Origin of the sequence: Flavobacterium succinicans LMG 10402 (assembly GCF_000611675.1) — a bacterium.
Taxonomy (GTDB): Bacteria; Bacteroidota; Bacteroidia; order Flavobacteriales; family Flavobacteriaceae; genus Flavobacterium; species Flavobacterium succinicans.
In genome coordinates this window covers 97,260-122,112 of record NZ_JATV01000005.1, presented here as the reverse complement: position 1 = coordinate 122,112, position 24,853 = coordinate 97,260, and the positions used below count along the sequence as shown (strand labels likewise).

Genomic DNA, 24,853 nt, shown 5'->3' with positions numbered 1-24,853 from the left:
GTCGTTATTAATGATAACAAAACAATAACTCAAAAAAAATAAATTCAAACAATACCTATGCTTCAAACCAAATTACCCTATTTTTTACTGTTAGTTTCCTTTTTTGGATTCAGCCAATCACTTAAGTTAGAAGAAATCATGAAAGGAAATGATTTCATTGGCTGGCAACCCGAAAATCCTCGTTGGTCAGTAGATGGCCAAAAAGTTTTTTTTGAATGGAATCCTAATAAAGAATGGGGAGCAAGTACGTATTTTTGGCAAAAAGGAACCACAGCACCAAAATTGGCTACACCTGAAGAAGCTGCGTTCTCTCGATACAATATCAAAATCAACAAGAATGGTACTGTCGGATATTATAGCAACAAAGGCGCTATTTTTTCTTATAGTATTAAAGATAAAGTGACCAAAAAACTATATGCTACTACTGCTTCTATCACTAATTTAGAGTTAGGAAGTAAAGAAGGAGTTTTGTTTTTTGGACAAAATGATAACTTGATGCAGTTGGATACAAAAGCAGGTACATTGCTTCAGCTGACCAATTTCAAAAAAGGGACCTCTAAAAACAAAAAAGAAGACGATAAATCATTTTTGAAAGCACAACAAACCGAATTGTTCCAGTTCATTAGAGACCAAGAGGCTAAAAGAAAATGGAACGCTGAAAGAGCCAAAGCCATAAAATCGGATTTCCCAAAGGAATATTGGTATGGAGAGGATAATTTGGAGGCTTTTAAAATGAACCCAAATGGTCAATATGCTACATTCAGACTCACCGAAGAAGCTAAAACTAAAAGTGAAAAAATGGAAGTTTTTATCACTGCCGACGGATACAACCAATCACCTGAGACTAAAGAAAAAGTGTCTGTCAAAAACCTAGTCAATTCGAAAATGGGGATTTATAATGTAGCCAAAGACACGGTATACATGATCAATTTTTCAAAATTATCACATATAAAAGACCAACCAGAATATTATGCATTATATGATAATCTGAAAAAGAAAGACAAAGAAGAAAAATTAATTATTGCGCAAGACCCAGTCTACAACGAAACGGGTTCCTTTGCGGTGGTAGAAATCCGAAGCCAAGACAACAAAGAGCGTTGGTTGGTAAATCTCAATTTAGAAAACGGGACTTTCGAAGAAATAGACCACCAACATGACGAGGCTTGGATTGGTGGACCTGGCATTCCTTCCTATTCATTTGGTTCGGGTAATTTGGGCTTTTTGTATGATAATGAAACCATTTATTTCCAATCTGAAGCTACAGGTTTTTCTCATTTGTATACCTATAATTTGAAGACAAAAAAGAAAACACAAGTAACAACTGGCAAATGGGAAGTGCGAGACGTTACCTTGTCAAAAGATAAGAAAACATTCTATTTGTCGACCAATACCACGCATCCTGGCAATCGTGAGTTTTATAAATTGAATGTTAGTGATACGGTTCTGCAACCAATATTGACTGCCGATGGAGCGCATGAAGTAAGCATGTCTCCTGATGAAACGACACTAGTAGTTCGTTATTCTTATAAAGACAAACCTTGGGAATTATATGTGGCGCCTAATATAAAAAACGCAAAACTTAGTCCTATTACAAGTTCTACTACCGAAGCTTTCAGAAGCTACAAATGGAGAAAACCAGAAGTGATTACCTATAAAGCACAAGATGGTGCTACCGTTTATGCAAGAGTGTACCAGCCAGAAGAAACTAAAGCAAATAAAGCAGCAGTAATTTTTGTACATGGTGCTGGGTATTTGCAAAATGCTCACAATTATTGGAGTAATTATCATAGAGAATACATGTTCCATAACTTGTTGACGGATTTAGGTTATACCGTACTAGATATTGACTACAGAGGTAGTGATGGGTATGGAAGAGAGGTAAGAACGGGTATTTATCGTTTTATGGGAGGAAAAGACCTTTCAGATCATATAGATGGAAAAAAAGTATTAGTAGACAAATACGGAATTGACCCAAACAGGGTAGGGATTTATGGCGGATCTTATGGAGGTTTTATTACTTTGATGGCGATGCTAACGACTCCAAAAGAGTTTGCCTCGGGCGCAGCTTTACGATCTGTAACCGATTGGGCACATTACAATCATGGCTATACAGGTAATATTTTGAATTTCCCTGAAACGGATCCTATTGCTTTTCAAAAAAGCTCTCCAATATATTACGCAGACAAATTGGAAGGAAATCTGTTGATGCTTCACGGAATGGTTGATGATAATGTAGAATACAAAGATATTGTTCGTATTTCTCAACGTTTTATAGAACTAGGAAAGAAGAATTGGAGCTTGGCTTCATTTCCAGTCGAAGCTCATGGATTTAGAGAAACTTATTCTTGGATAGACGAATACAGTAGAATTTTGCAATTGTTCGAAGCAACCATCGGAAAAAAAGAGACCAAGTAAATTATACCAACGCTTTTCTTTGCTTGCTCCTAGAAATAGTTTTAAATTTGCGATCTTAAAAAAAACACACAACTAACAACACAATGAGTACAACGATTACGACTACCAATTTTAATTTTCCGAATCAAAAATCCGTTTATCGCGGTAAAGTTCGTGAAGTTTACAATATCAATGATGATCTTTTAGTAATGGTCGCTACAGATAGACTCTCAGCCTTTGATGTAGTGTTGCCAAAAGGTATTCCATACAAAGGACAGATTCTGAATCAAATTGCTACTAAGTTTATGGAATTGACTAAAGACATTGTTCCAAATTGGTTAGTGGCTACTCCAGATCCAAGTGTGGCTGTTGGTCATTTGTGTACTCCTTTCAAAGTAGAAATGGTAATCCGTGGATATCTTTCGGGGCATGCGGCTCGTGAATATGCTTTGGGAAAAAGAACACTTTGCGGAGTAGCAATGCCAGAAGGCCTAAAGGAAAATGATAAATTTCCTGAACCTATAATTACACCAACTACCAAAGCGGATAATGGTGAACACGATGCTGATATTTCGAGAGAAGCTATTTTATCAAACGGTATCGTGACCGAGGAAGATTATGTAGTACTTGAAAAGTATACTCGTGCTTTGTTCCAAAGAGGTACTGAAATTGCAGCAAGTCGTGGTTTGATTTTGGTAGATACTAAATATGAATTTGGTAAAACTAAAGAGGGACAAATCGTTTTAATAGATGAAATTCATACGCCAGATTCTTCTCGTTACTTTTATGCTGAAGGCTACCAAGAAAGACAGGAAAAGGGGGAAGAGCAAAAGCAATTATCTAAAGAGTTTGTGCGTCGTTGGTTGATTGAAAATGGTTTTCAAGGTAAGGAAGGACAGCAAATCCCAGAAATGACAGAGGAATACATCGAATCAGTTTCTGATCGTTATATTGAATTGTATGAAAATATAATTGGCGAAAAGTTTGTGAAAGCTGATATTACAAATATTAATGAACGTATCGAAAACAATGTTTTGGAGTATCTAAAAGGATAAAACGATACTAAAACATATTCTTTAAAACCTCATGCTATGAAAATAGTATGAGGTTTTTTTGTTTGTAAATACTTCAATTTCCTTTTTTTTAAGGGGTTATCTTTTGTGTTTTGTTAATTATTTGTTAAATATAAGTACTATGCAAAACAAGATACTGTTTAAAAGATATATATTTGCATAGGATATTATTATTTAAAACAACAAATCAAAAAACTAAAAAAATAAAAATCATGAAAGCATCAATCATTTACACAGTAGCAGTATCAGTAGTTTTAATTTCAACTTTAGAAATTCGTTTAGACAAAAATAATTTCGGTAAAATAGGAACTAGAAGAGCAGCCAAAATCAATTCTAGTTTTAAACAAAATGAATACCAAAAAGCAACAGTAGATTTTTCTAAAGTTCAATTGGCTAAAACAAATTTTGAAGTTAAAAAGGAAAGTCCAATAGTTTTAGTAAAGCCAGAACTTGTTTTAGAAGAAACCCCTACAGTTTTAGAATTGATTTCATCAACTCAAAAAAGTATTTCTTTTGAAAGTGCTATCATTGAAGAAACAGAAAAAGACGAAACTAGAGCTTTAGATTTTCATAAATTCAATACTTTATCATATGAGGAAGAAGCTATCGAAATACCATTTACATCAAACAAAGAGTATACTTTTGAATATAGATTAAATCAAGAATATACAATAATAGGAGACGTAGATCAAAATGAAACCCAAACATTAGATTTTGATGGGATCAATACGTTAGCAATGTATGATGAAGCTATAGTTTTGCCTTCTTCAACTATTGAAAGTAATACTGTAGACTTTAATGTAGTAGGTGAGGACAATGCTTTGTCAGAAGTGCCTCTAGATTTTAATTGGATTGAAACTTTACAAATGTTTGACGAACCAATCGTGATTCCTTCTCATCCTTTGACCGAAAAGAATTTAATAATTACAGATTACTTAGATAATACCATTATCGAATCTAATCAATAAGTTAAAAGCAAAATAAAAGTTAATTTATTTAAAGTGTTGTAACATTATTCATTGGGTAACGTCTATAATCTAAGGTTGTTTTAATTTTAATATACTTAAAAATCAAGTATTTAAACAGTGAGTTAATTATTAGTTAATAAATAGTACCTTGTAATACACATAAATAAAAATACCTTACTTTTGAATAGAGTTTTAATCATCAATCAATAATCAAAAATCACAATCATCATGAAAAAATCAATCATCTATTTAGGTTTAGTAGTAGTACTATCAAGTTTTGCTACAAAAGTAGAAGCGGCAAACGTTAAATCATTTGCTAAAGTAAAAGTTATGACTCCTTCATATGGAGAAGCAACACCTTTGCACGTCGCAATTTATAAAGGCGATTTGGAATTCATCAAAAAATTAATAGACTTTGGTGCTGATGTCAATGAAAAATCATACGGTTTAACACCTTTAATGATTGCAGCGCGATACAACAAAGTCGAAATCATGAAATTACTAATTGCCAAAGGAGCAAAGGTAGATGAGAAAACAAATTTCGGTATCGATGCTGCCAAGTATGCTCAATTATCCAATGCAAAAGAGGCTTTTGTCTTTCTTCAATTAAATCACGCCAACGCTATAGTACAGCGCTAATTGTAATGAATTATCAATCGTACAACAAGAAAGTGTCACAAGAAGTCCAAATGTCTTTCTGAAAAGTTTTTATATGAAAATTATTCATGTTAGCTATTCAAATATTTTACTTAAAAAAAAGAGGTTGTCTTTATTTTTAGACAACCTCTTTTTTTTCACAATGTCTTAAATTTTTAAGCTAATTATTCTTTATATAGCATTATAGTGTTGTGATTTTTATGATTTTAGTGTTTTATTTGTGATTTAGAACAAATAATTATGTAAATTTCGTTACTTTGTATGTCCAATATATCTTCGAATTTAATTGTTACTATTTTAATCAGTAAGGTTATGATATCAAATTCGGTAACGCAAGTTGAAAAAGAAAAAGAGTGTGACGAAAAATATCGTGTTTTGGTCAAACAAATGCTTGATGCTATTGTTGTAACTACTTTTGATGGGCAGATTTTGAGTGTAAACGACAACACTTGTACGATATCTGGTTTCACCGAAGAAGAATTGTTAACCAAATCGATCTATGATTTTGTTTTCGATGACGAGCTCTTAATTAAGCCTTTTCAATATAAAAAATTAAGAAAAGGGTTATCTGTCCAATCGGAAAGGAAAGTAAAAAGAAATGATGGCACTATTCTGTACTTGGAAATTCGCTCTAAATTATTAACGAATAACACAATACTTTCTATTTTAAGAGATGTTTCTCATCGAAAATTGGCTGAAATTTTATTGATAGAAAAAGAACAGTTTTTGACAGAAACCCAACAAATTGCCAGTATTGGTACATATAGTATAGATTTAAAAAACGCAAAATGGTCTCGCTCTCCGCTTCTAGATACACTTTTGGGTATTTCCTCAGCTGACTCTTTTGATTCGCACATGTGGCTTGATTTGGTTCATCCTGATTTCAAACAAGATTTAGAGCATTATATTATGGATGATGTATTGACTCAAAAACATCCATTTGATAAAGAATACAAAATTATTCGACCTTCCGACGGAAAAGAGCGCTGGTTTCACGGTAAAGGATCCTTGAAATGTGATGCCTCTGGGATTCCTTATGCTATAGTCGGTACAATCCGTGACATTACAGAAAGGAAGGAACTAGAAATAGCTTTAATTAAAGCTAAAAAAAAGGCTGAAAAAGCCAATAAAACCAAATCAGAATTTTTAGCGAATATGAGTCATGAAATTCGCACTCCTTTAAATGGTATTATTGGTTTTTCAAACTTATTATCTGCAACCAACTTAGACGAACACCAAGTTGAATATTTGAAAACAATCAACGAATCGGCAATTACATTGCTAGGAATTATTAATAATATTCTTGATTTTTCCAAAATAGAAGCAGGGAAATTTCAACTAAATATTGAACAAGTTGATCTGTACGAATTGGTGCAGCAAGCCATTCATCTTTTTAAATTTCAAGCACAGCAAAAAGGAGTTGAATTATCGGTAACCATTCACGAAAATGTCCCTTGTTTTGTATACGCTGATGCTTTACGTCTCAAACAAGTGTTGGTGAATTTAATTAGTAATGCGATTAAATTTACATTTATTGGTCAAATACATGTTGATATACAGGTGGTTGGTGGGTTTAAAGAAAGTGTATTTGCTATTCAATTTTCCGTTAAAGATACGGGGATCGGCATAAAAGAAAAAAATCAAGACAAGATCTTTGAGTCTTTTGTTCAAGAAGATACCACAACTTCAAGAGTATTTGGTGGGACAGGTCTTGGGTTAACGATTTGCAATCAGTTATTAGGATTAATGGGAAGTGAGCTTAAGGTAAATAGCCAAGTTGGAGTAGGAAGTGTTTTTTATTTTACCGTAAATTTGAAGGAATTACCAAATCAGACACAAAATAATTATGATACTATTGTAATGGAGAAAACGAATGAAATCAATTGGGATGATTTTAAGGTCTTGATTGTAGAAGATAACAAAGTAAATCGCTATCTGGCTGTAACACTGACAAAAAAAATATTTCCAAATGCTATCATCTCTGAGGCAAATGATGGAGACGAAGCGATTCAGTTAGCTCAAAACAAACTTTTTGATTTGATATTAATGGATATTCAAATGCCCCTGAAAAATGGTTATGAGGCTACTGCCGAAATCCGAAAATTACCGCAATATAAAAACATTCCTATCATTGCTTTAACGGCTGGAATCTTAAATGGTGAGCGTGAAAAATGTATTGAATTTGGCATGAATGACTATCTTTCTAAACCTATTTTGGTACAAGATTTTCAACAAATTATTCAAAAATGGATTCAATAATATCTTATATTGATTAATAACTAGTATCGTCTAATTTTACTTTTCCATTAAAGGTTTTATAGAGAAAAAAGAAATATGCTCCTAACAGCGGCGCACCAATGGCAACGATGGTAAGCATAATCCCTAATGATTTTTGAGACGATGCAGCATTGTAAATAGTAACACTATACTCTGGATTAATAGTTGATAAGAGCAAGGTTGGGTAGAGGTGAAGAGCCACCAACATTAGCAATAAAGACATAGTTAACGACGAAAATATTAATGCTTTCATGTATTCTTTTTTTGAAACCAATCGGGGGACGTTGGCTACGGCTAAAAATGAAATTACAGGCACAGCAAAATAGAGTGGATTTTGTCTGAAATTTTCGGTTACTCCAGGAATAAAAATCAGAGTGTACAAAGAAGTGATACCAAAACTAACAATGAAAAAAATCATTCCTTTTCTTAATAGAAAAGTTAATCGTTGATGTAGTGTACCCTCGGTTTTTAGCAACAAATAAATAGCACCTTGCGTCATGAATAATGATAGGGTGGTAAACCCAACCATGATAGCATAGGGATTCAAAAATGAAAGAATCACTCCACCTTTATAACTAAAATTGGGTCCTAAGGCTAATCCTTGTAAAATATTTCCAAGAACAACTCCAAGTAAAAAAGCAATCATACTGCTAGAGGTACAGTATATAATATCCCAAGTTTTACGCCACCAGAGCATTTCTTCAGCACTTCTAAATTTGATGGCTGCAGCGCGTAAAATATTAAAAAATAAAAAAATCATAAACGGAACATACATTGCCGAAAGCATGGTGGCATACATTACCGGAAAACCAGCAAATAATGCGCCTCCACCTATAACCAGCCAAACTTGATTCGCATCCCAAACAGGACCAATGGCGTTGATGGCAATTCGACGACTGATGTCTTTTCTGAAAAATAAATGCCAAGCGCCCGCTCCAAAATCAAATCCTTCTAAAATAGCATAACCAGAAAATAATAAGCCAATAACTAAATACCAAAGGGTAGGATAATCAATACCTAAAAAATATTCCATTTGTTTTGTAATAAAAAGGGTTAATTTAAAGCAATATCTGAATGTTCGTAAGGGCCGTGTTTTATTTTTTTATTTACAGAATAAATAAATAAAAGCAATAAAAGTGTGTACACCAAGGTAAAAAGAATCAAAGAAAATAGAATTTGTTGCGATGAAACTTCTTGAGAAAACGCTTGACTGGTTCTTAAATGGCCATACACCACCCAAGGTTGGCGCCCCATTTCGGCTGCAAACCACCCAACTTGATTGGCAATTTGTGGTAAGAGTACAGCGTAAGCAAAAACACCTAAAAGCCATTTTGTTTCATACAATGTGCCTCGGTACCATTTATAACAGGCAAAAAAGGTAAGTGCAATCAAGAACATACCAATAGAAATCATGATATGATAAAACTGAAATACGGCGTTGATTTGCCCTGGTCGATCTTCTTCAGGAAAATCGTTTAAACCTTTTATGGGCGCCTCAAAATCTTGATGTACTAAAAAGGATAAACCTCCCGGAATACTTAGTCCCGTTACAGTTTGATCTTTTTTATTTACCCAACCGAAAAGATATAGGTCTGCTGGGGCTTCTTTTTCGAAATGCCCTTCCATGGCTGCTAATTTTGCGGGTTGATTTACCGCTACACCATCAGCTGAGCTATGACCAGAAAGTAATTGGGCGAAAGAGAAAACGGTGGCCACAACCAAAGCAATAGGAAAAGCTTTTTTTGAAATAGCTACAAAACGTCCTTTTCGCAAGTAATAAGCATGAACACTTAACACTAAAAAAGCACCAGCCAAGAAAGCGCCTTGCCAAGTATGAATTAATCGGTCTACGCTAGAAGGATTGAAAACCATTGCCCAAAAGTCAGTGACTTCAGCTCGGGCATTGAGTCCTTCACCTACAATGTGATAGCCTGCTGGAGTTTGTTGCCAAGAGTTAGCCACAACAATCCAAACGGCCGAAAACATAGATCCTAAGAACACACCAATAGTTGAAACCAAATGTACCCAAGGTTTTACTCGATTCCAACCAAAAAGTAAAATCCCCAAAAAGGTACTTTCTAATCCAAATGCGAATAATCCTTCGGCAGCTAAAGCACTTCCAAAAATATCTCCAACGTACCTTGAATAAACGGCCCAATTGGTACCAAATTCAAACTCCATGATAATTCCTGTAGCCACACCAATTCCAAAGGTTAAGGCAAAGATTTTAATCCAAAAACGAGTCAGAATTTCATATTCTTTGTTTCCTGTTTTTAGGTAAATACTTTCAAAAAGTACAATAAGAAGTCCAAGACCAATACTTAACGGGGGGTAGATATAATGAAAGGCAATAGTAAAGGCAAATTGGATACGAGCTAAAATTTCTACGTCCATTTTCTGTGTTTTTTATACACACAAAGATAAATCAGAATACAGAAAGTTTCATTTTTTTTTGAGATATAGCAATAAAAACTTAAGAAAACGATTGAGAAAACCCTATTTTGTTCGTTTTTTCTCAAAAAAACTTCCGATTAGCCCTCCAATGAGTCCTCCGTACAAGGTGCTATTGACAGGATTCGAGGTGATAGAACAGCTTCCAGAAGCACATCCAATAGCCGAATAATACCAATAACCAGCTACTAAGCCCACCAAAATTCCAATCCCGGCGGCCACAATTCCTTGCTTGCTCATGTGTTGCTTTTCGCTATGATAATTTGGATCAATTCGTCCTTGCTTACCACACCCGATTGACGCCACAATTGCTTACCGTTTTGAAACAAAATCATTGTGGGTACCCCGCGTACTTGAAACTGCGAAGCGATCGCTTGGTTTTTATCCACATCAATTTTGATAATCGTAATGCGTTCTCCAAGTGTTTCTTTTACTTGTTTCAAAATTGGACTTAGCATTTGACAAGGCCCGCACCAAGTAGCAAAAAAATCGACCAAAACAGCTTGGTCTGAAGCTATCAGTTGTTGAAAATTATTCATGGTATCTCAAATTATTTTTTTGGCATAGCGCAACCATTGGCACCACAACCTGCGTTAAACAAAGCTTGAAGCAGGAAAAACAAGCCGAAAATGATAAAAAACCATTCTCGTGTAGCATACGCCTCTCCTAACAAAAACAAGGCAAAAGCCAATCTAATCCAGCGCATCAAGTGCCAGTTGCTAAATAATTGTCTCTTCATTATTATCTTAAAGTGTAATTTTTATTAATTTTTTGAAACGGGCATATGAGGCTTCTTAGGCAACATCGTCCCGTTATCCGCTATATCTTTGCTTTTTTTTAATCAAAAAAGCAAAGGATGCCGCTCCTACCGGGGTTATAGAGATACAATTTGCTTTTCTAGTATCATTTTTTCTATCTGTTATTGAAATCACTATTGTTAAATGGTATCAACTCATTCTTGTTCTACTCTAAAAGATAGACTTTTTGTATAAAAGAACACAAAGCATTATGCTAATACTCCAATTTACAGTTGTAATGCAATACTATATTCGGGCTCATAGGCTAGTAAGTCAACTAGGGTTTTTAATGCAATTTCATTGGTACTAGTGACAATCAAATCCGAAAAAGAAGCATTGATTTGTGCATCAATTACACCCGGAATAGCGTGTATTTTATCAAGAATCGTTTTAGTGCAATTCGAGCAAGTAACACCTTGTAGTGTAAAGTATTGTACAATTACTTTTGCCTTTTTTTGAAAAATAAAAAACAGTTCTGTAGCAGCTCTTGGTGAAGCCGAGTTTACACACACCGAGAGTGTTTTTAGATCAAAAGCTGGTGCAAATAATTTTTCATACTCTTTCTGATTGCCGCCAAAAGGCGGACTTATTTCGAAATCACGATTAAAAAATAATCCTACTATTTTGCCATTTTCTGTCAAAAGTTGATGCATTTTCCAAACGTATTGCTGACGCATGTGCGGGGGCAAAGCACAGAAAAAAGTTTGTTCCAGAATCAAATCATAACGATCTTGAAGTTCGAAAAAATCACCCAAAAGTACTCGTATAGCAGTAGTATTTTTAAATTTTCGTTTTAATTTTTCAACCAAAGTTGGCGCAATATCAATTACGGTGATATTGGTAAACCCTTTTTCTAAGAGGTATTCAGCTTCATACGTATTGCCACAGCCCGGAATTAGTATCGAAATACTGGGATCCTTCAACTGATCGATATATTCTTTAATAGGAGGCGAAACCGCGCCCAAATCCCAACCTGTAGTTTGAGATTGGTATTGCATATTCCAATAGGATTCGTCTAACGGTTTCTCGCAACTCGTTACGCAACAATTCAAGTCTTTCATGCTTATTTTTTCTTAATGGTCGATATCCCGAAGGGTAAATACAATGGACAAAAACTAATAAAACTAGTCAACAAAAACACAATAGCCAGTGCTAATAATACTATAGCCATGGTTCCGTCAATCACTTTAGTATAATAAAGCGAAGCAATTACAATTGCGATCAACACTCGAATTCTTTTATCGGTTATTCCCATGTTTTTTTTCATGATACTTTGATTGAGTTAATGGTTTAATTTCAGTGTATTATAAAATAAGTGTGGGAGTTTCAATTATATTTTCCTCACTTGTTTTGCTTCTTGGTTTTTAATCTATTGTCTTATTTTTACTTCAACACTTTACTTTGGCAAACAAAATCTGTTTTTGGGACCGTTGTTTTGGCAATAGCATTAAAGCCCCCTTCAATTTCGGTGAAGTTTCTAAAGCCGCGTGCTTGTAAGATTGAGGCAGCAATCATGCTTCGGTAACCACCGGCACAATGCATGTAAAAATGTTGTTTCGGATCTATAGTTGTAATCCAATCGTTGATAGCAGACAAGGGTTTGTTATAGGCTTCTGCAACATGCTCAGCACTGTACTCGCTTTCCTTTCTAATGTCTATGATTAGGTCGTTTGCCGTATTTAATTTTTCTTCAAACACCGTAGGAGTAATTCTATTAATGGTGTCAATTTCTTTATTTGCTTTTACCCACGATTCAAATCCCCCTTCTAAGTGCCCTAAAATTTGGTCAAAACCTACACGACTTAATCGAGTGACGGTTTCTTCTTCTTTTTCGAGTTCTGTTACCAAAAGAATAGGTTGCTGTACATCGGCAATCATTGCACCTACCCAAGGAGCAAAATCACCATTAATGCCTATATTTATGGATTGTGGAATGAAGGCTTTGTAAAAATCACCATTGTTTCGGGTGTCTAAAATCAAAGCGCCAGTTTCTTCGGCTATTCTTTCAAAGTCGGCTACCGATAGCGCTCTCATTCCATTATGTAATACCTTTTCAAAACTTTCGTATCCCTTTTTGTTCATAGCAACGTTCATTCCGAAATAAGCGGGTGGAGGTAATAATCCATCGGTTACCTCTTTGATAAATTCAGCTTCGGTCATGTTAGCTCTCAAAGCATAGTTGGTCGCTTTTTGTTGTCCAATGGTGGAAACGGTTTCTTTACTCATGTTTTTGCCACACGCACTGCCGGCGCCATGAGCGGGATACACAATAACATCGTCAGGCAAGGTCATTACTTTGTCTCTTAAAGAATGAAAAAGAATACCAGCCAATTGTTCTTGTGTCATTGCTGCTGCTTTTTGAGCTAAATCTGGGCGTCCAACATCGCCAATAAATAAGGTGTCGCCAGAGAAAATAGCGTGTTCTTTGCCGTTTTCATCCAACAGCAAGTAAGTGGAACTTTCCATGGTGTGACCAGGGGTGTGCAATACTTTGATTTTGATGTTTCCGATTTCAAAAACCTGATGATCTTTGGCAACTAGCGCCTCGAATTCTGGTTTAGCAGTGGGTCCATAAACAATAGGTGCGCCAGTAGCCTTACTTAAATCTAGGTGACCTGATACAAAATCTGCATGAAAATGAGTTTCGAAAATGTATTTTAGCTGTACACGATCGCGTTCTAAACGAGATAAATAGGGTTGTACCTCACGTAACGGGTCTATAATGGCCGCTTCGCCATTTGAAGTAATGTAATACGCTCCTTGCGCTAAGCAACCGGTATAAATTTGTTCTATTTGCATGGTATTTGGATTTATTTGCTATACAAAAGTAGCATTGAATTTTGATAAATAATGTGATAAATGTTACTAAGTTATGACTAAAAAAAGAGCTCTTTTGAAATGATGTAAATTCCCATTACTAATATGAACCAGCCGAAAAGAGGTTTGAGTTTGGTGCCATCTATTTTTTTAGAGAGTCGCGTACCTATCAAAATTCCGATAAAGGCCATCGCAGCGATGGTTAGTAAAAAAGCATAATTGATTGGCGTGCCTATATATACATCACCTGCAAAACCAATGGCTGAATTAATAAAAATAATTAACAATGAAGTGCCAACGGCTTGTTTCATGGGGAGATTAGCAAAAAAAAGTAAAGCGGGTATGATTAAAAAACCGCCACCAGCGCCCAAAAAGCCCGTAATAATGCCAACAATAAAACCAATAAAACTCAATTGTGAGTAATTGGTGGTTGTAGCTGTAATTTCAGGAAGATTTTTTCGGATCATAGAAACGGCGGCTAAAATCATTAAAACCGAAAAAACAATCATAATTAAAAAGTCTTTTGAGACTTGATAACTTGCAATCGAGAATAAGGTTGAAGCGATTTTTGGAAAAATGACTTCTCTTATTATCAAGATAGAAACCACTGACGGTACTGCAAAATACAAAGCGGCTTTGATTTTTAAATGCCCCATTCGATAATGGCTAAAACACCCAAATAAGGAAGATAACCCAACAATAAATAAAGAATAACTAGTGGCTAATTCCGGGTTGATTTTGAATAAATATACCAAAATTGGTATGGTCAAAATAGATCCTCCACCTCCAATAAGCCCCAAGGATAAACCAATAATAATAGACGCTAAATAGCCGATATATTCCATAATTAGATTTTATGATGCAAAGATGTTACTTTACTTTGGTGGATAGTGTAATTTTAGTCACATTACTGGGCAATGACAACAATACACTTAGTATAGTGTCGTATTTTGTTGTCGATTGTCTCAAATAAGTGACATGTTGCTAAAAGAAAAAACAATAGGTAAACTATGGGTTTGTCTATGAATCTTTATGGTATATTTGTGTATAGAGTTGTAATTGGTTTTATAAAGTCAAAAGTTCAATATGGTTGCGATGAAGTTTTAACAACCCTCTTTGTTCCATTTTTTTTAGCAGTCGAGAAATTACTTCTCTAGAGGTGTTTAAATCACTACCAATTTCTTGATGTGATAATTTTAAATCGTTACATCCGCATGAGGCTACTTGACGTTTTAAGTAAAATTCCAAGCGTTCATCCATCGCTCTAAAAGCCACACTGTCCAATACTTCTAAAACTTCTTCAAAACGGTTGCGATAGGTGGCTACAACAAATTCGTACCAAGAGCGGTGCTCCATCATCCATTTGTCCATTAAGCTCAAAGGTATCGTTATGACTTCGGCTTCTTCGACTACTTTGGCCATTATTTGGCTCTTTTCGCTTCGTGTGGCACAAACCATTGAAAGCGCACAAGCTTGACCGGGTTGTAAATAATACATGAAAAATTCGCCACCATCCTCATCTTCACGGTAGATTTTAATTTTACCACTAATGACAAGCATTGTATTTTTAATGTATTGTCCTGTGCGCATGATTACTGTTCCTGCCGGAAAAACTTGTTCTTTTGCATTTTGGTCAATTTGCTCAAGTAATGAATTAGAAAAAGAAGGAAAGGTTTGTTTTATATGGGTACTCATTTTAAAATACGGATTGGTTGTTCTTGTCCATACAAATATAATGGAAATAATTTAGTGCTATTTTTGTTGATTTTTGCTTATGCAATTGATAATCTGTTATTTTTTAAATAAGAGTTTTAAAATTTGGGATTTATTTTGCTTTATTGTTTGTAAAATGGCAAAAAAATAAGTTTTATTATTGTTTGTATTTTACGATATCGTTTTCATTGAATTATTATCCATTTAACAATTTTGCCCCTTTTTGTTTTTGTAAAACATTGTATTTTTACCAAAAAGACAACTATGAATTTAACACAAGAAGATTGGATTGAGCAATTAGAAGCCGATTCAAATGCAGTTATACTAGATGTAAGAACTGAACAAGAATACAATGATGGTATTATAGCATCAGCTATAAATATTGATATTCATCAAGGTCCCATTTTTATTTCGGCTCTTGAAGCGTTAGATAAAACCAAAAGCTACTATGTATATTGTCGTTCGGGAGCAAGAAGTGCAAAGGCTTGTGAAATCATGAACGAACTAGGTTTTGAAAATGCTTTCAATTTAATGGGAGGTATTTTGGACTGGAATGGCGAGGTGGTTGCTCCAGAATAAGAAGTATTGAAGCTCCATCAAAAAAAATCAATTTAAACAAAATGAAGTAATGACTATGATTCCTGAAGAATATCAAATAAAAAATGTAATACATCAAGACACCTTTTTGGTGAATGGAGAATTGAAAAAGTGGACAGGGAAAACAACTCCAGTTTATTCTACCATTTCTTCTACACCAAATTATGAGCCTACTTTATTGGGATCTATACCTTTTATGGGTGAAACAGAAGCCCTAGAGGCAGTTGATGCGGCTTATAATGCGTACAAAAATGGGCAAGGTTTATGGCCTACTATGAAAGTTTCGGATCGTATTAAGTGTATGGAAAACTTCGTGGGGCAAATGAAAAGCACCAGAACAGAAGTTGTCAAGTTGTTGATGTGGGAAATAGGAAAATCCTTAGGGGATTCCGAAAAAGAATTTGATAGAACGGTAGAATATATTTATGATACCATTGAAAGTCTTAAGGAATTGAATAGTCACAGTGCTCATTTTGAAAAAGTACAGGGAGTAAATGCAATGGTACGAAGAGGGCCATTAGGAGTGGTTCTTTGTTTAGGTCCTTACAATTATCCTTTAAATGAGACTTTTTCATTGCTGATTCCTGCATTGATAATGGGGAATCCTGTAATCTTTAAGCCAGCAAAACATGGTGTTTTGTTAATATCTCCTTTGTTGGAAGCGTTTAGAAATAGTTTCCCAAAAGGGGTTATTAATATTTTGTATGGTAGAGGCCGAGAAGTGGCTACGCCAGTAATGCAATCCGGTAAAGTAGATTTGTTGGCTCTGATTGGAAATAGTAAATCTGCGATAGCTTTACAGGACCAGCATCCCAACAAGAATCGCTTACGTTTAATCTTAGGATTAGAAGCCAAGAATCCAGCAATTGTTTTGCCAGATGCCGATTTGGATTTAGCAATTCAAGAATGTATCGCAGGATCGCTTTCTTTTAATGGACAACGATGCACCGCTTTGAAAGTGTTATATGTACACGAATCTATTGCAGAAGAGTTTAATGCTCGTTTTGCAGCCAAAGTCGATGAATTGAAATACGGAAATCCTTGGGAGAAAGGTGTAATGTTAACACCACTGCCTGAAGTAGAAAAGCCAAATTATATTCAAGAATTAATTGATGACGCTACCGCAAAAGGTGCTAAAGTGATCAATGCAAAAGGAGGTCGAAGAACAGAGAATTCAATTTTTCCAGCGGTTGTTTTTCCAGTAAATAAAGACATGCGTGTATATCACGAAGAGCAATTTGGTCCTATCGTTCCTATTTTGACTTTCAAAGATATTCAAGAACCTTTAAATGACATGGCAGCATCTAGTTATGGACAACAAGTGAGTCTTTTTGGTCAAGATATCAAAACCATTGCCCCGCTAATTGATGCTTTGGTTAATTTAGTGTGTAGAGTGAATTTGAATAGTTCTTGTCAAAGAGGTCCGGATGTGTTTCCATTTACAGGTCGTAAAGATTCTGCTGTAGGTACCTTGAGTATTCATGATGCTTTGCGTTCTTTCTCTATCCGCACCTTTGTGGCTTCTAAAGACAATGCCTATAACAATGCAATTCTGCAAGAATTATTGAATAGTAAAGAATCCAATTTTATTAATACCGATTATATATTGTAATACATTGATATTTCAGCACAAAGTTTTTTTTAAATCGTACTTTTTGGGCGTTACCACAAGAGTCGGGCTTTACGTTACAATCTTTTTGAGGCAGAAAAAGCCTCAAAAAGGATTTTCACTGCAAACGAAGTTCGCTGAATTCCTATGAAAATAGTATAAGTGAAGTAATCCCTAACGCAAAATTCCGTGCTAGATAGAATTAAGCGTAGTATTCATAAAGCAACAAAAAAAGCTGTCCAAGAAGTAATTTTCGGACAGCTTTTTTTATAAGAATTAAAATTTATTGATGATGATAGGGTTCGTTTCGCAAAATAGTATAGCCACGATACAATTGCTCAATAAAGAAAAGTCGAGCCATTTGATGCGAAAAGGTCATGTCTGAGAGAGATATTTTGCCTTGTGCTGCTGCGTAAACCGTATCAGAGAATCCGTAGGGGCCTCCAATTACAAAAACCAAGGTTTTAATACCTGAATTCATTTTTTTTTGAAGTTCAAGAGAAAATGCAACGCTTGAAAATTTTTTGCCATTTTCGTCCAAAAGTAGTAGTTGGTCGGTTGGTGATATTTTGGATAAAATAAGTTGTCCTTCTTTTTCTTTTTGTTGACTTTCGGATAAGTTTTTTACATTCTTAATGTCTGGAATGATTTCAAGTTCAAATTTGATGTAAAAAGACAATCTTTTGGTATAATCATCAATCAAAGTTTGAAGTGATTTATTATCCGTTTTTCCAATAGTGATTAATTTGATATTCATCTGTATAGTGTTCAATTTACAAAAGTAGAAAATTGAGATGAAAATTGGTGATTTTACCTGTGGTTTACAACTTATTCAAGAAGGTTGTTTTTGGTGTGGTCTTGATTACTTAAATTTTTATCGCAAAATCAAGATTGTAATTGCTACATACTTGAAATAAAAAAAATAGCTGTCTCTTTTGAAACAGCTATTTTTTTGGTTTTTGGGACATTGTAGTTTATAGAAATTCTCCGTGTTGAGAAATGTCTAATCCTAGTTCTTCTTTATCTTCACTTACACGTAATGGAGTAATTTTGTTTACAATAAAGAATAAAGCATAAGAAGCAGCAAAAGCGAAAACAGACACTAGTACCAAAGCTTTTAATTGAATTAAAAATAAAGTTGCGTCACCAAATAAAAGACCTTCGTTGTCACCAACTATTGGGTTTACTGCTTTTGATGCAAAAACACCAGTTAAAAGCATTCCTACCATACCACCAACACCATGACAAGCAAATACGTCTAAAGCGTCATCAATTTTTCCTTTAGGGAATTTGCTACAAACAACATTACTTACCACGCTAGCAATGATTCCAATGGCAATTGCATGAGGAATAGTTACGAAACCTGCAGCAGGTGTTACGGCTACTAGACCAACAACAGCTCCAATACACGCACCCATAGCTGATAATTTATGTCCTTGAATTTTATCAAAAAACACCCATGTCATAGCGGCAGCAGCAGCAGCAACAGTTGTAGTTCCCAAAGCTTGCGAAGCTAAGCCACTAGCTCCAACTGCAGAACCTGCATTGAAACCAAACCAGCCAAACCATAATAAACCAGTTCCTAGTAATACATAAGTGATACGAGCTGGGTTGACTTTTTGTACTTTTCTTTTGCCTAAGAACATGGCACCTGCCAAAGCAGCCCATCCAGCGCTCATGTGAACTACAGTTCCTCCAGCAAAGTCTAAAACTCCCCATCCGAAGAATAATCCATCAGGATGCCAAGTCATGTGACATAATGGAGCGTATATGAATAATATGAATAAAACCATGAATAATAAGTAAGCCCAGAAGCGAACACGCTCTGCAAATGCGCCAGTGATTAATGCGGGTGTGATAATCGCAAATTTGGCTTGGAAGAAGGCAAATAATATAAACGGGATAGTTGGTGCTAATTCCCAAGCGGTTGAAGCGTTAACTCCTTGAAACATAAAGTTACTTGAAGGATCTCCAATAATTCCTCCTACAGAAGGACCGAAGCATAATCCGAATCCAACTACTACCCATAATACAGTAACAATGACCATAGCCATGAAACTCTGTAACATAGTACTAATTACATTCTTTTTGCCAACCATACCTCCGTAAAAAAATCCAAGACCTGGTGTCATTAATAGTACTAGAGCTGAGGCAACAATCATCCATGCGGTATCACCGGTATCTAATTTTAAGGCTACCACGTGAGCGCCTAATGTTGCAGCTTCGGTTTGGAAATAGATTGAAAAAATGGATAATACCAAAATTGTGATCAGTATCACACTCAAAATAATTTTTCGCATATTTTTTAGTTTTAGTTTAATTATAGGCTAAAAATATAAAATCATTTTAAACCCCTATAAAAAATCATAATTAAAAATTAATTTTTATTAATTTGATAGTTTACCCCCTTGAATTTTAAGGGTAGTTTTTATTTTTGATGAATTATTTTGCATTTTATTAATGCGAGTTTTTTTTCTTTAAATGAAAAAAAGTAAAATTTTGAGTGGTCAAGGCCTTGATGTTCTCTTTTTTGTATAAAAAGAAAGGAGACATTTTGCGAAATGTCTCCTTTTTAAATTCAAAAAAAAAAACCTTTATTTATAAAGTATGCTCACTCAAAATACGATATACTTCGTTGATATTATTGCCACCTTTACCAAATTGTTTGGTAATAGGAATAGGTTCGTTGTTCAGCCAAATTTTTAAATCGGCATCCATGTCTAAGATTCCGGCACTTTCTTTAGAGAATTTTTTGATGTTTTGGTAGGGAATGGATAAGTAATCCACTTTTGAACCCACTAATTGTTTTTCGACTAGTATTAATCTTTTGTTGGTAAAAACAAACATATCTTTTAGTAATCTAAAGGCTTTTTCGATTACTTCGCCTTCAATTAATATTGGTTCAAACTCTTTAGAAGCACTTTCGATAGTTACTTCTGAGGCGTTTCCTAAAATGGCATTGAATAGTCCCATAGTGTTTATTTTTGATTGTATTTTGCTTTGTATTTATCACTAAGTTTTGTTTGATGCGTCGCTAAACTAATCATTCTTCCTTGGATAAAGGCATGGGTTAATTTGTTAGTTCTCATATCTAAAGCATCGCCTTCTGAGATGAAAAGTGTAGCATCTTTGCCTTCTTCTAATGAACCACATTGTTGGTCAATGCCTAATAACTTAGCGGTATTCAAAGTGATTAATTGTAACGCTTTTTCTTTGTCTAAGCCATAAGCTACACAAGTTCCTGCCAAAAAGGGAAGGTTTCTTGAACTCATTCTTTCTTTACTTCCGCTATTTTCTAGACCAACCAGAATTCCTTTATCAGTTAATATTTTGGCCATTTTATAGGGTAAATCGATATCTTGGTCTTCGTTGGTAGGCATATCGTGAATTCTTCTTAAAAGTACACCAATATTGTTTTTAAGCAAAAGTGGCGCTACTTTATAGGCTTCAAATCCGCCAACAATCACCATTTTTTTAATTCCGTTCTCAAGAGCTAATTGAATACCATCCGTTATTTGTTTTTCTTCATCCGCGTGAATGAACAAGGTTTGAGTTCCGTCGAATAGGCCTTTCGTAGCTTCAGTAACTAAATTTCTGCTGTCTGAGGTACCGCCTAAATAAGCTTTCGCACTTTTGAAAAAAGCATTTAATTCTTGCAGTTGTTTGTTGTACTCTTTATTTGGCTCGATAGAACCTGGTTCTGCCCACCAGCCACCTCTTCTAAAAGTAGCAGGAAGATTAATGTGGATACCATCGTTCTCTTTTATTAGTGCTTCTTTCCAGTGCCAAGCATCTAATTGTACAATAGAAGAACTACCAGAGATTCGTCCTCCTCTTGGTGTGATTTGAGCCATCAAAATTCCGTTTGGGCGAACGGTTTCAATCACTTTTGAATCGGCAGTGTAGGCCACAATACTTCTAACGTTGGGGTTAAAAGTTCCAATTTCTTCCTCATCATCCGAAGATTTTACCGCGTCTATTTCTACCAATCCCAAAGTTGAATTGGGTACAATAAATCCCGGATATACGTGTTTTCCAGTGGCATCTATTGTTGTATTGTACGCATCTTTGGCTAATTTTATTTGTTGTGCATTGGCTACCAAAGTAATTTTTCCATCTTTAAAACCAATGGCTGCATTTTCAATAACTTCACCTGTTCCTAAATGAGCTGTGGCATTAAGGATAAGTATCGATTGAGATTGTGGTGGCGCAGGTATTTGTTGGGCTTGACTAAGTGTTGAAAAACCTAGAGTGGCCAATAAAAGTGCTATTTTTATGTTCATCTTTTTTAAAATTTGGTGTTCGTAGTGCATACTAGTTTGGATTACAATTCTTCCATTGTATCGCATTCGTACTCAGGTTTGATTGTTTTTTTAGGAGTTTGTGTGGCCATTCCTTTGTTTTTTTCTAACAATAACTGACCAATCAATTGAGCTCTTTCTTTAGCATTTGCAGCTCTTTTGGCTTCATCTACTTGGCTGTCAAAATATACTACACCTTCGATTAACGTTTTTTCTGCTTTGGCATAAATAGACAAAGGATTGTTGTTCCAAAGTACTACATCGGCATCTTTACCTACTTTAATACTTCCTACTTTGTCGTCTATGTGTAATAATTTTGCAGGATTTAAAGTCACAAATTTCCAAGCCTCTTCCTCAGAAATATTACCATATTTAACTGCTTTTGCAGCTTCTTGGTTCAATCTTCTTGACATTTCTGCATCATCTGAATTGTAGGCTACTACTAATCCGTGGTTATGCATAATCGGACCGTTTTGTGGAATAGCATCGTTTACTTCGAATTTATAAGCCCACCAGTCAGAGAAAGTTGAGGCTCCAACACCGTGTTCTTTCATTTTGTCAGCCACTTTGTATCCTTCAAGAATGTGGGTATAGGTGTTAACTTTGAAGCCCATTTTGTCTGCCACATTCATCAACATCAAGATTTCTGATTGTACATAAGAATGACAGCTTATGAATCGTTTGTTGTTCAAAATTTCGGCTAAAGTCTGTAATTCCAAATCGGTTCTTGGTGCTTTTGCTTTGTCTTTTTTGCCGCTTGCATTGAATTTTTTCCAAGCTAAGTCGTATTCTTTGGCTCTTTGGAAATAATCCGTAAATACTTGTTCTACTCCCATACGTGTTTGAGGAAAACGAGTTGGATTTACGTTGCCCCAGTTGGATTGTTTTACGTTTTCACCCAAGGCAAATTTGATGAATTTTGGTTGGTTTTTGTATAACAATTCTTCTGGTTCCATTCCCCATTTCCATTTTACGATTGCCGAGCGACCACCGATTGGGTTAGCGGAACCGTGTAGTAATTGTGATGTAGTAACACCACCTGCTAAATCTCTGTAAATATTAATGTCTTCGGAGTTAACTACGTCTTCGATAGTTACTTCAGCACTTGAGTTGTGTCCGCCCTCATTTACACCATTCGAAATAGCAATGTGAGAGTGTTCGTCAATGATACCGCTAGTTAAGTGTTTTCCTTTGGCATCAATGACAGTAGCTCCACCATCTGAAAGATTTTTTCCAATGGCAGCAATTTTACCGTTTTTAACCAATACGTCGGTTTGTTCTAGAATTCCTTCTTTTTCGTTGGTCCAAACCGTTGCATTTTTGAACAATAGCGTTTGTGCTTTTGGGATTTCAGTATTTCCGTAAGCAATGTTTGGATAAGTAACAGGCTGAACCGCGAATGGTTTTTCAACGGCGCTTGAGTCTTTTACAATCTTAAATGGCGCAGTTTTTTTTGCATACCAAGTCACTTCTGAGCCATTGTTTAAAATGGCTTTTCCAGATAAGTTTTCGGTAGTGTCTACCAAGCCATTTAATCTTGAAAAATTAGTTTTTACATCGTCATTAGATTTGATTAATAGCGTAACCCATTGATTCGCAAAAGTCAAATTCGATTTTACTTTCTTTTTATCAGCGGTTGTAATATCTGATTTTGGTTTGGCAACTTCTCCTTCAATTTTTAACTTATAGGTTTCATTACTTACGGTCAAATCGTACTCTCCACGAATATCTTTTACAGTCCAATCGTTAATCACATATTTATTGCCTTGTACCCAGTTTTCGAAAACGATGGTTTTTTCGTCAAAAATAGCACCAGAGGTAATGATGAAGTTGGCATAACTTCCTGTTTTTAAGCTTCCAATTTCATTGCTTTTTCCAAGTAAAGCAGCTGGAGTAGTAGTCAAAGCTTCTAACGCTTTGGTCGGGTCAAAGCCAAATTGAATGGCTTTTAATAAATTCCCTCTAAAGTCCTCTATCTTTTTTAATTTATCTGTAGTTAATGCGAAAGTAATTCCGTTTTCAGATAGTACTTTTAAGTTGCTAGGTGCTTGATTCCAAAAACGTAAGTCGGCCAACTCCATTTGGTTCGCATTGAACGGATTTGAAACATCGTAAGCTTCTGGGAAGTTAATCGGGATGATAAAACTAGCATTCGTTTTTTTGATTTCTTGAATGCGTTCAAATTCGTTTCCAGCACCTTTGAGGATATAATTTAAGCCAAATTCTTTTGCAATTTTTGAGGCTCTTAAACTATTCAATTTGTCTTCTGCTGTAAAAATTTGAACTAATTTTTCGTTAGCAATCAAAGCTTCTAAGGATAAGTCTTTGTTTGTTGCATTTCCATTTTTGTACCATTCTTTGTCGTGATACATTTGGCGAAGCAAAGCCATCATTCCCATCAAAGAAGAAGGGTAGGACTGATTGGTAGTTACACTACGAGTAAAACCAAAGTGTTGGCTGGCTTTGTTGCTCAAAATTCGATTGGTTTTATCGCTGTTATTCAAAGCAACTATGGCTCCAGTTCCTCTGGCAATTCCATCTTGAATGTGAGTGCCTACTACGCCAAACCCAGCCTTTAATAATTCTTCAGCTTTGGTTTCGTCGTAAGCGAAAGTTTCGTAAGCGTTGATCTCTGAGCGAATATTTTCGTTCCAATAATAGCCTGCTCGTTTGGTGTCATAAGAAGAACCTCTTTCGCCAGATGCCGCTCTTTTTGGTTTTTCAGCACCAAAACTAGTATACATATCGATGAAGGAAGGATAAATTGATTTTCCTTCAGCGTCAATTATCATCGCGTTTTTAGGGATAGCAACTGAGTTTCCTGATGCTACTACTTTACCATTTTGAATGAGTAAAGTTCCTTTTTCAATGACTTGAGTAGGGGTAACATAGATTTTTGCGTTGGTAAAAGCAGTGTAATAATTGTTTTTGTTTGGAATACTTTCGTTATTCGGAAAGTACTCTTGTGCTTGTGTTTTTGCTACAAAAACACCAAAAAAGAGTAGGATTATAAGTTTTTTCATAATGGGTTAGTTAATTTTTTTAAAAATACTAAAATTAATAACACTTGGAAGGGCTATTTAAATTTTAACGTCTGTTTTATAGGTGAATACTATTTTATGCTAAAATTTTATTTTTTTGTAGCTTATTTTTTTAAGTTTTTGAGAATACTTTTTAAATTTAACAAGTTTATTACTGT

The 24,853-nt window shown here is 35.1% G+C and carries 22 protein-coding genes; 7 read left to right on the top strand and 15 right to left on the bottom strand.

All coding sequences use genetic code 11. The annotated features are described in order from the left end of the window. The first annotated feature begins 57 nt into the window (after positions 1-57). The 5 genes from AO58_RS0106120 to AO58_RS17545 all read left to right on the top strand — a co-directional run bounded on the left by AO58_RS0106120 (position 58) and on the right by AO58_RS17545 (position 7,351). Entirely contained in the window at positions 58-2,415 is a 2,358-nt protein-coding gene (locus AO58_RS0106120) for a S9 family peptidase (RefSeq protein WP_035717417.1), read from the top strand. 83 nt (positions 2,416-2,498) lie between these two features. Beyond that, entirely contained in the window at positions 2,499-3,449 is a 951-nt protein-coding gene (locus AO58_RS0106115) for a phosphoribosylaminoimidazolesuccinocarboxamide synthase (protein WP_024980857.1), read from the top strand. A gap of 230 nt (positions 3,450-3,679) precedes the next feature. Then, the gene (locus AO58_RS0106110; protein WP_024980856.1) at positions 3,680-4,435 is read left to right on the top strand and encodes a hypothetical protein; all 756 of its coding nucleotides are present in this window, start codon (positions 3,680-3,682) and stop codon (positions 4,433-4,435) included. Positions 4,436-4,663: 228 nt separating this feature from the next. Beyond that, entirely contained in the window at positions 4,664-5,074 is a 411-nt protein-coding gene (locus AO58_RS0106105; RefSeq protein ID WP_024980855.1) for an ankyrin repeat domain-containing protein, read from the top strand. Positions 5,075-5,404: 330 nt separating this feature from the next. Beyond that, entirely contained in the window at positions 5,405-7,351 is a 1,947-nt protein-coding gene (locus AO58_RS17545) for a PAS domain-containing hybrid sensor histidine kinase/response regulator (RefSeq protein WP_024980854.1), read from the top strand. A gap of 13 nt (positions 7,352-7,364) precedes the next feature. Here AO58_RS17545 and cydB read toward each other — a convergent pair whose 3' ends face one another. The 10 genes from cydB to AO58_RS0106050 form a co-directional block, all read right to left on the bottom strand. Further along, the gene (gene cydB / locus AO58_RS0106095; protein WP_024980853.1) at positions 7,365-8,402 is read right to left on the bottom strand and encodes a cytochrome d ubiquinol oxidase subunit II; all 1,038 of its coding nucleotides are present in this window, start codon (positions 8,400-8,402) and stop codon (positions 7,365-7,367) included. Between the two features lie 20 nt (positions 8,403-8,422). After that, positions 8,423-9,763, bottom strand: coding sequence for a cytochrome ubiquinol oxidase subunit I (locus AO58_RS0106090; RefSeq protein WP_024980852.1), 1,341 nt, complete (start codon positions 9,761-9,763; stop codon positions 8,423-8,425). Positions 9,764-9,865: 102 nt separating this feature from the next. Beyond that, positions 9,866-10,060: a hypothetical protein gene (locus AO58_RS0106085; protein ID WP_024980851.1), complete on the bottom strand. Its 195-nt coding sequence runs from the start codon at positions 10,058-10,060 to the stop codon at positions 9,866-9,868. Next, entirely contained in the window at positions 10,057-10,359 is a 303-nt protein-coding gene (gene trxA / locus AO58_RS0106080) for a thioredoxin (RefSeq protein WP_024980850.1), read from the bottom strand. Before trxA ends, AO58_RS0106085 begins: the two co-directional genes overlap by 4 nt. An 11-nt stretch (positions 10,360-10,370) precedes the next feature. Beyond that, positions 10,371-10,559 (bottom strand): hypothetical protein, encoded by a 189-nt coding sequence (locus AO58_RS0106075; protein ID WP_024980849.1) that lies wholly within the window; start codon positions 10,557-10,559, stop codon positions 10,371-10,373. Positions 10,560-10,844: 285 nt separating this feature from the next. Next, entirely contained in the window at positions 10,845-11,678 is an 834-nt protein-coding gene (locus tag AO58_RS0106070; RefSeq protein ID WP_024980848.1) for a methyltransferase domain-containing protein, read from the bottom strand. A 2-nt stretch (positions 11,679-11,680) separates the two neighbouring features. Continuing rightward, positions 11,681-11,884: a YgaP family membrane protein gene (locus AO58_RS0106065; RefSeq protein ID WP_024980847.1), complete on the bottom strand. Its 204-nt coding sequence runs from the start codon at positions 11,882-11,884 to the stop codon at positions 11,681-11,683. A gap of 116 nt (positions 11,885-12,000) precedes the next feature. Beyond that, positions 12,001-13,416 carry an MBL fold metallo-hydrolase gene (locus AO58_RS0106060; protein ID WP_024980846.1) on the bottom strand — a complete coding sequence of 472 codons (1,416 nt, stop codon included), beginning with the start codon at positions 13,414-13,416 and terminating at the stop codon, positions 12,001-12,003. Positions 13,417-13,493: 77 nt separating this feature from the next. Beyond that, positions 13,494-14,279 (bottom strand): sulfite exporter TauE/SafE family protein, encoded by a 786-nt coding sequence (locus AO58_RS0106055; protein WP_024980845.1) that lies wholly within the window; start codon positions 14,277-14,279, stop codon positions 13,494-13,496. A 220-nt stretch (positions 14,280-14,499) separates the two neighbouring features. Further along, positions 14,500-15,129 (bottom strand): Crp/Fnr family transcriptional regulator, encoded by a 630-nt coding sequence (locus tag AO58_RS0106050; RefSeq protein ID WP_024980844.1) that lies wholly within the window; start codon positions 15,127-15,129, stop codon positions 14,500-14,502. A 282-nt stretch (positions 15,130-15,411) separates the two neighbouring features. On the opposite strand from AO58_RS0106050, the gene AO58_RS0106045 reads away from it, so the two are divergent. Together AO58_RS0106045 and AO58_RS0106040 are read left to right on the top strand one after the other, a co-directional pair. Then, positions 15,412-15,726 carry a rhodanese-like domain-containing protein gene (locus AO58_RS0106045; protein ID WP_024980843.1) on the top strand — a complete coding sequence of 105 codons (315 nt, stop codon included), beginning with the start codon at positions 15,412-15,414 and terminating at the stop codon, positions 15,724-15,726. A gap of 49 nt (positions 15,727-15,775) precedes the next feature. Beyond that, positions 15,776-17,356 carry an NADP-dependent glyceraldehyde-3-phosphate dehydrogenase gene (locus AO58_RS0106040; RefSeq protein WP_024980842.1) on the top strand — a complete coding sequence of 527 codons (1,581 nt, stop codon included), beginning with the start codon at positions 15,776-15,778 and terminating at the stop codon, positions 17,354-17,356. Between the two features lie 280 nt (positions 17,357-17,636). Here the strand turns inward: AO58_RS0106040 and rlmH are convergent, their stop codons facing one another. The 5 genes from rlmH to AO58_RS0106005 all read right to left on the bottom strand — a co-directional run bounded on the left by rlmH (position 17,637) and on the right by AO58_RS0106005 (position 24,677). After that, complete coding sequence (gene rlmH, locus AO58_RS0106035) at positions 17,637-18,110, bottom strand: 23S rRNA (pseudouridine(1915)-N(3))-methyltransferase RlmH (RefSeq protein ID WP_024980841.1); 474 nt, start codon at positions 18,108-18,110, stop codon at positions 17,637-17,639. A gap of 217 nt (positions 18,111-18,327) precedes the next feature. Then, positions 18,328-19,653: an ammonium transporter gene (locus tag AO58_RS0106025; RefSeq protein WP_024980840.1), complete on the bottom strand. Its 1,326-nt coding sequence runs from the start codon at positions 19,651-19,653 to the stop codon at positions 18,328-18,330. A gap of 298 nt (positions 19,654-19,951) precedes the next feature. Further along, the gene (locus tag AO58_RS0106015; protein WP_024980839.1) at positions 19,952-20,326 is read right to left on the bottom strand and encodes a PH domain-containing protein; all 375 of its coding nucleotides are present in this window, start codon (positions 20,324-20,326) and stop codon (positions 19,952-19,954) included. A 5-nt stretch (positions 20,327-20,331) separates the two neighbouring features. Beyond that, the gene (locus tag AO58_RS0106010) at positions 20,332-21,636 is read right to left on the bottom strand and encodes an amidohydrolase family protein (RefSeq protein ID WP_024980838.1); all 1,305 of its coding nucleotides are present in this window, start codon (positions 21,634-21,636) and stop codon (positions 20,332-20,334) included. A gap of 41 nt (positions 21,637-21,677) precedes the next feature. Then, entirely contained in the window at positions 21,678-24,677 is a 3,000-nt protein-coding gene (locus AO58_RS0106005) for an amidohydrolase family protein (RefSeq protein WP_024980837.1), read from the bottom strand. Between the last annotated feature and the right edge of the window lie 176 nt (positions 24,678-24,853).

Bases quoted from the DNA above. Each gene is read 5' to 3' on its own strand.
- AO58_RS0106120 (WP_035717417.1), top strand. From the start codon at position 58: ATGCTTCAAACCAAATTACCCTATTTTTTACTGTTAGTTTCCTTTTTT.
- AO58_RS0106115 (WP_024980857.1), top strand. From the start codon at position 2,499: ATGAGTACAACGATTACGACTACCAATTTTAATTTTCCGAATCAAAAA.
- AO58_RS0106110 (WP_024980856.1), top strand. From the start codon at position 3,680: ATGAAAGCATCAATCATTTACACAGTAGCAGTATCAGTAGTTTTAATT.
- AO58_RS0106105 (WP_024980855.1), top strand. From the start codon at position 4,664: ATGAAAAAATCAATCATCTATTTAGGTTTAGTAGTAGTACTATCAAGT.
- AO58_RS17545 (WP_024980854.1), top strand. From the start codon at position 5,405: ATGATATCAAATTCGGTAACGCAAGTTGAAAAAGAAAAAGAGTGTGAC.
- cydB (WP_024980853.1), bottom strand. From the start codon at position 8,402: ATGGAATATTTTTTAGGTATTGATTATCCTACCCTTTGGTATTTAGTT.
- AO58_RS0106090 (WP_024980852.1), bottom strand. From the start codon at position 9,763: ATGGACGTAGAAATTTTAGCTCGTATCCAATTTGCCTTTACTATTGCC.
- AO58_RS0106085 (WP_024980851.1), bottom strand. From the start codon at position 10,060: ATGAGCAAGCAAGGAATTGTGGCCGCCGGGATTGGAATTTTGGTGGGC.
- trxA (WP_024980850.1), bottom strand. From the start codon at position 10,359: ATGAATAATTTTCAACAACTGATAGCTTCAGACCAAGCTGTTTTGGTC.
- AO58_RS0106075 (WP_024980849.1), bottom strand. From the start codon at position 10,559: ATGAAGAGACAATTATTTAGCAACTGGCACTTGATGCGCTGGATTAGA.
- AO58_RS0106070 (WP_024980848.1), bottom strand. From the start codon at position 11,678: ATGAAAGACTTGAATTGTTGCGTAACGAGTTGCGAGAAACCGTTAGAC.
- AO58_RS0106065 (WP_024980847.1), bottom strand. From the start codon at position 11,884: ATGAAAAAAAACATGGGAATAACCGATAAAAGAATTCGAGTGTTGATC.
- AO58_RS0106060 (WP_024980846.1), bottom strand. From the start codon at position 13,416: ATGCAAATAGAACAAATTTATACCGGTTGCTTAGCGCAAGGAGCGTAT.
- AO58_RS0106055 (WP_024980845.1), bottom strand. From the start codon at position 14,279: ATGGAATATATCGGCTATTTAGCGTCTATTATTATTGGTTTATCCTTG.
- AO58_RS0106050 (WP_024980844.1), bottom strand. From the start codon at position 15,129: ATGAGTACCCATATAAAACAAACCTTTCCTTCTTTTTCTAATTCATTA.
- AO58_RS0106045 (WP_024980843.1), top strand. From the start codon at position 15,412: ATGAATTTAACACAAGAAGATTGGATTGAGCAATTAGAAGCCGATTCA.
- AO58_RS0106040 (WP_024980842.1), top strand. From the start codon at position 15,776: ATGACTATGATTCCTGAAGAATATCAAATAAAAAATGTAATACATCAA.
- rlmH (WP_024980841.1), bottom strand. From the start codon at position 18,110: ATGAATATCAAATTAATCACTATTGGAAAAACGGATAATAAATCACTT.
- AO58_RS0106025 (WP_024980840.1), bottom strand. From the start codon at position 19,653: ATGCGAAAAATTATTTTGAGTGTGATACTGATCACAATTTTGGTATTA.
- AO58_RS0106015 (WP_024980839.1), bottom strand. From the start codon at position 20,326: ATGGGACTATTCAATGCCATTTTAGGAAACGCCTCAGAAGTAACTATC.
- AO58_RS0106010 (WP_024980838.1), bottom strand. From the start codon at position 21,636: ATGAACATAAAAATAGCACTTTTATTGGCCACTCTAGGTTTTTCAACA.
- AO58_RS0106005 (WP_024980837.1), bottom strand. From the start codon at position 24,677: ATGAAAAAACTTATAATCCTACTCTTTTTTGGTGTTTTTGTAGCAAAA.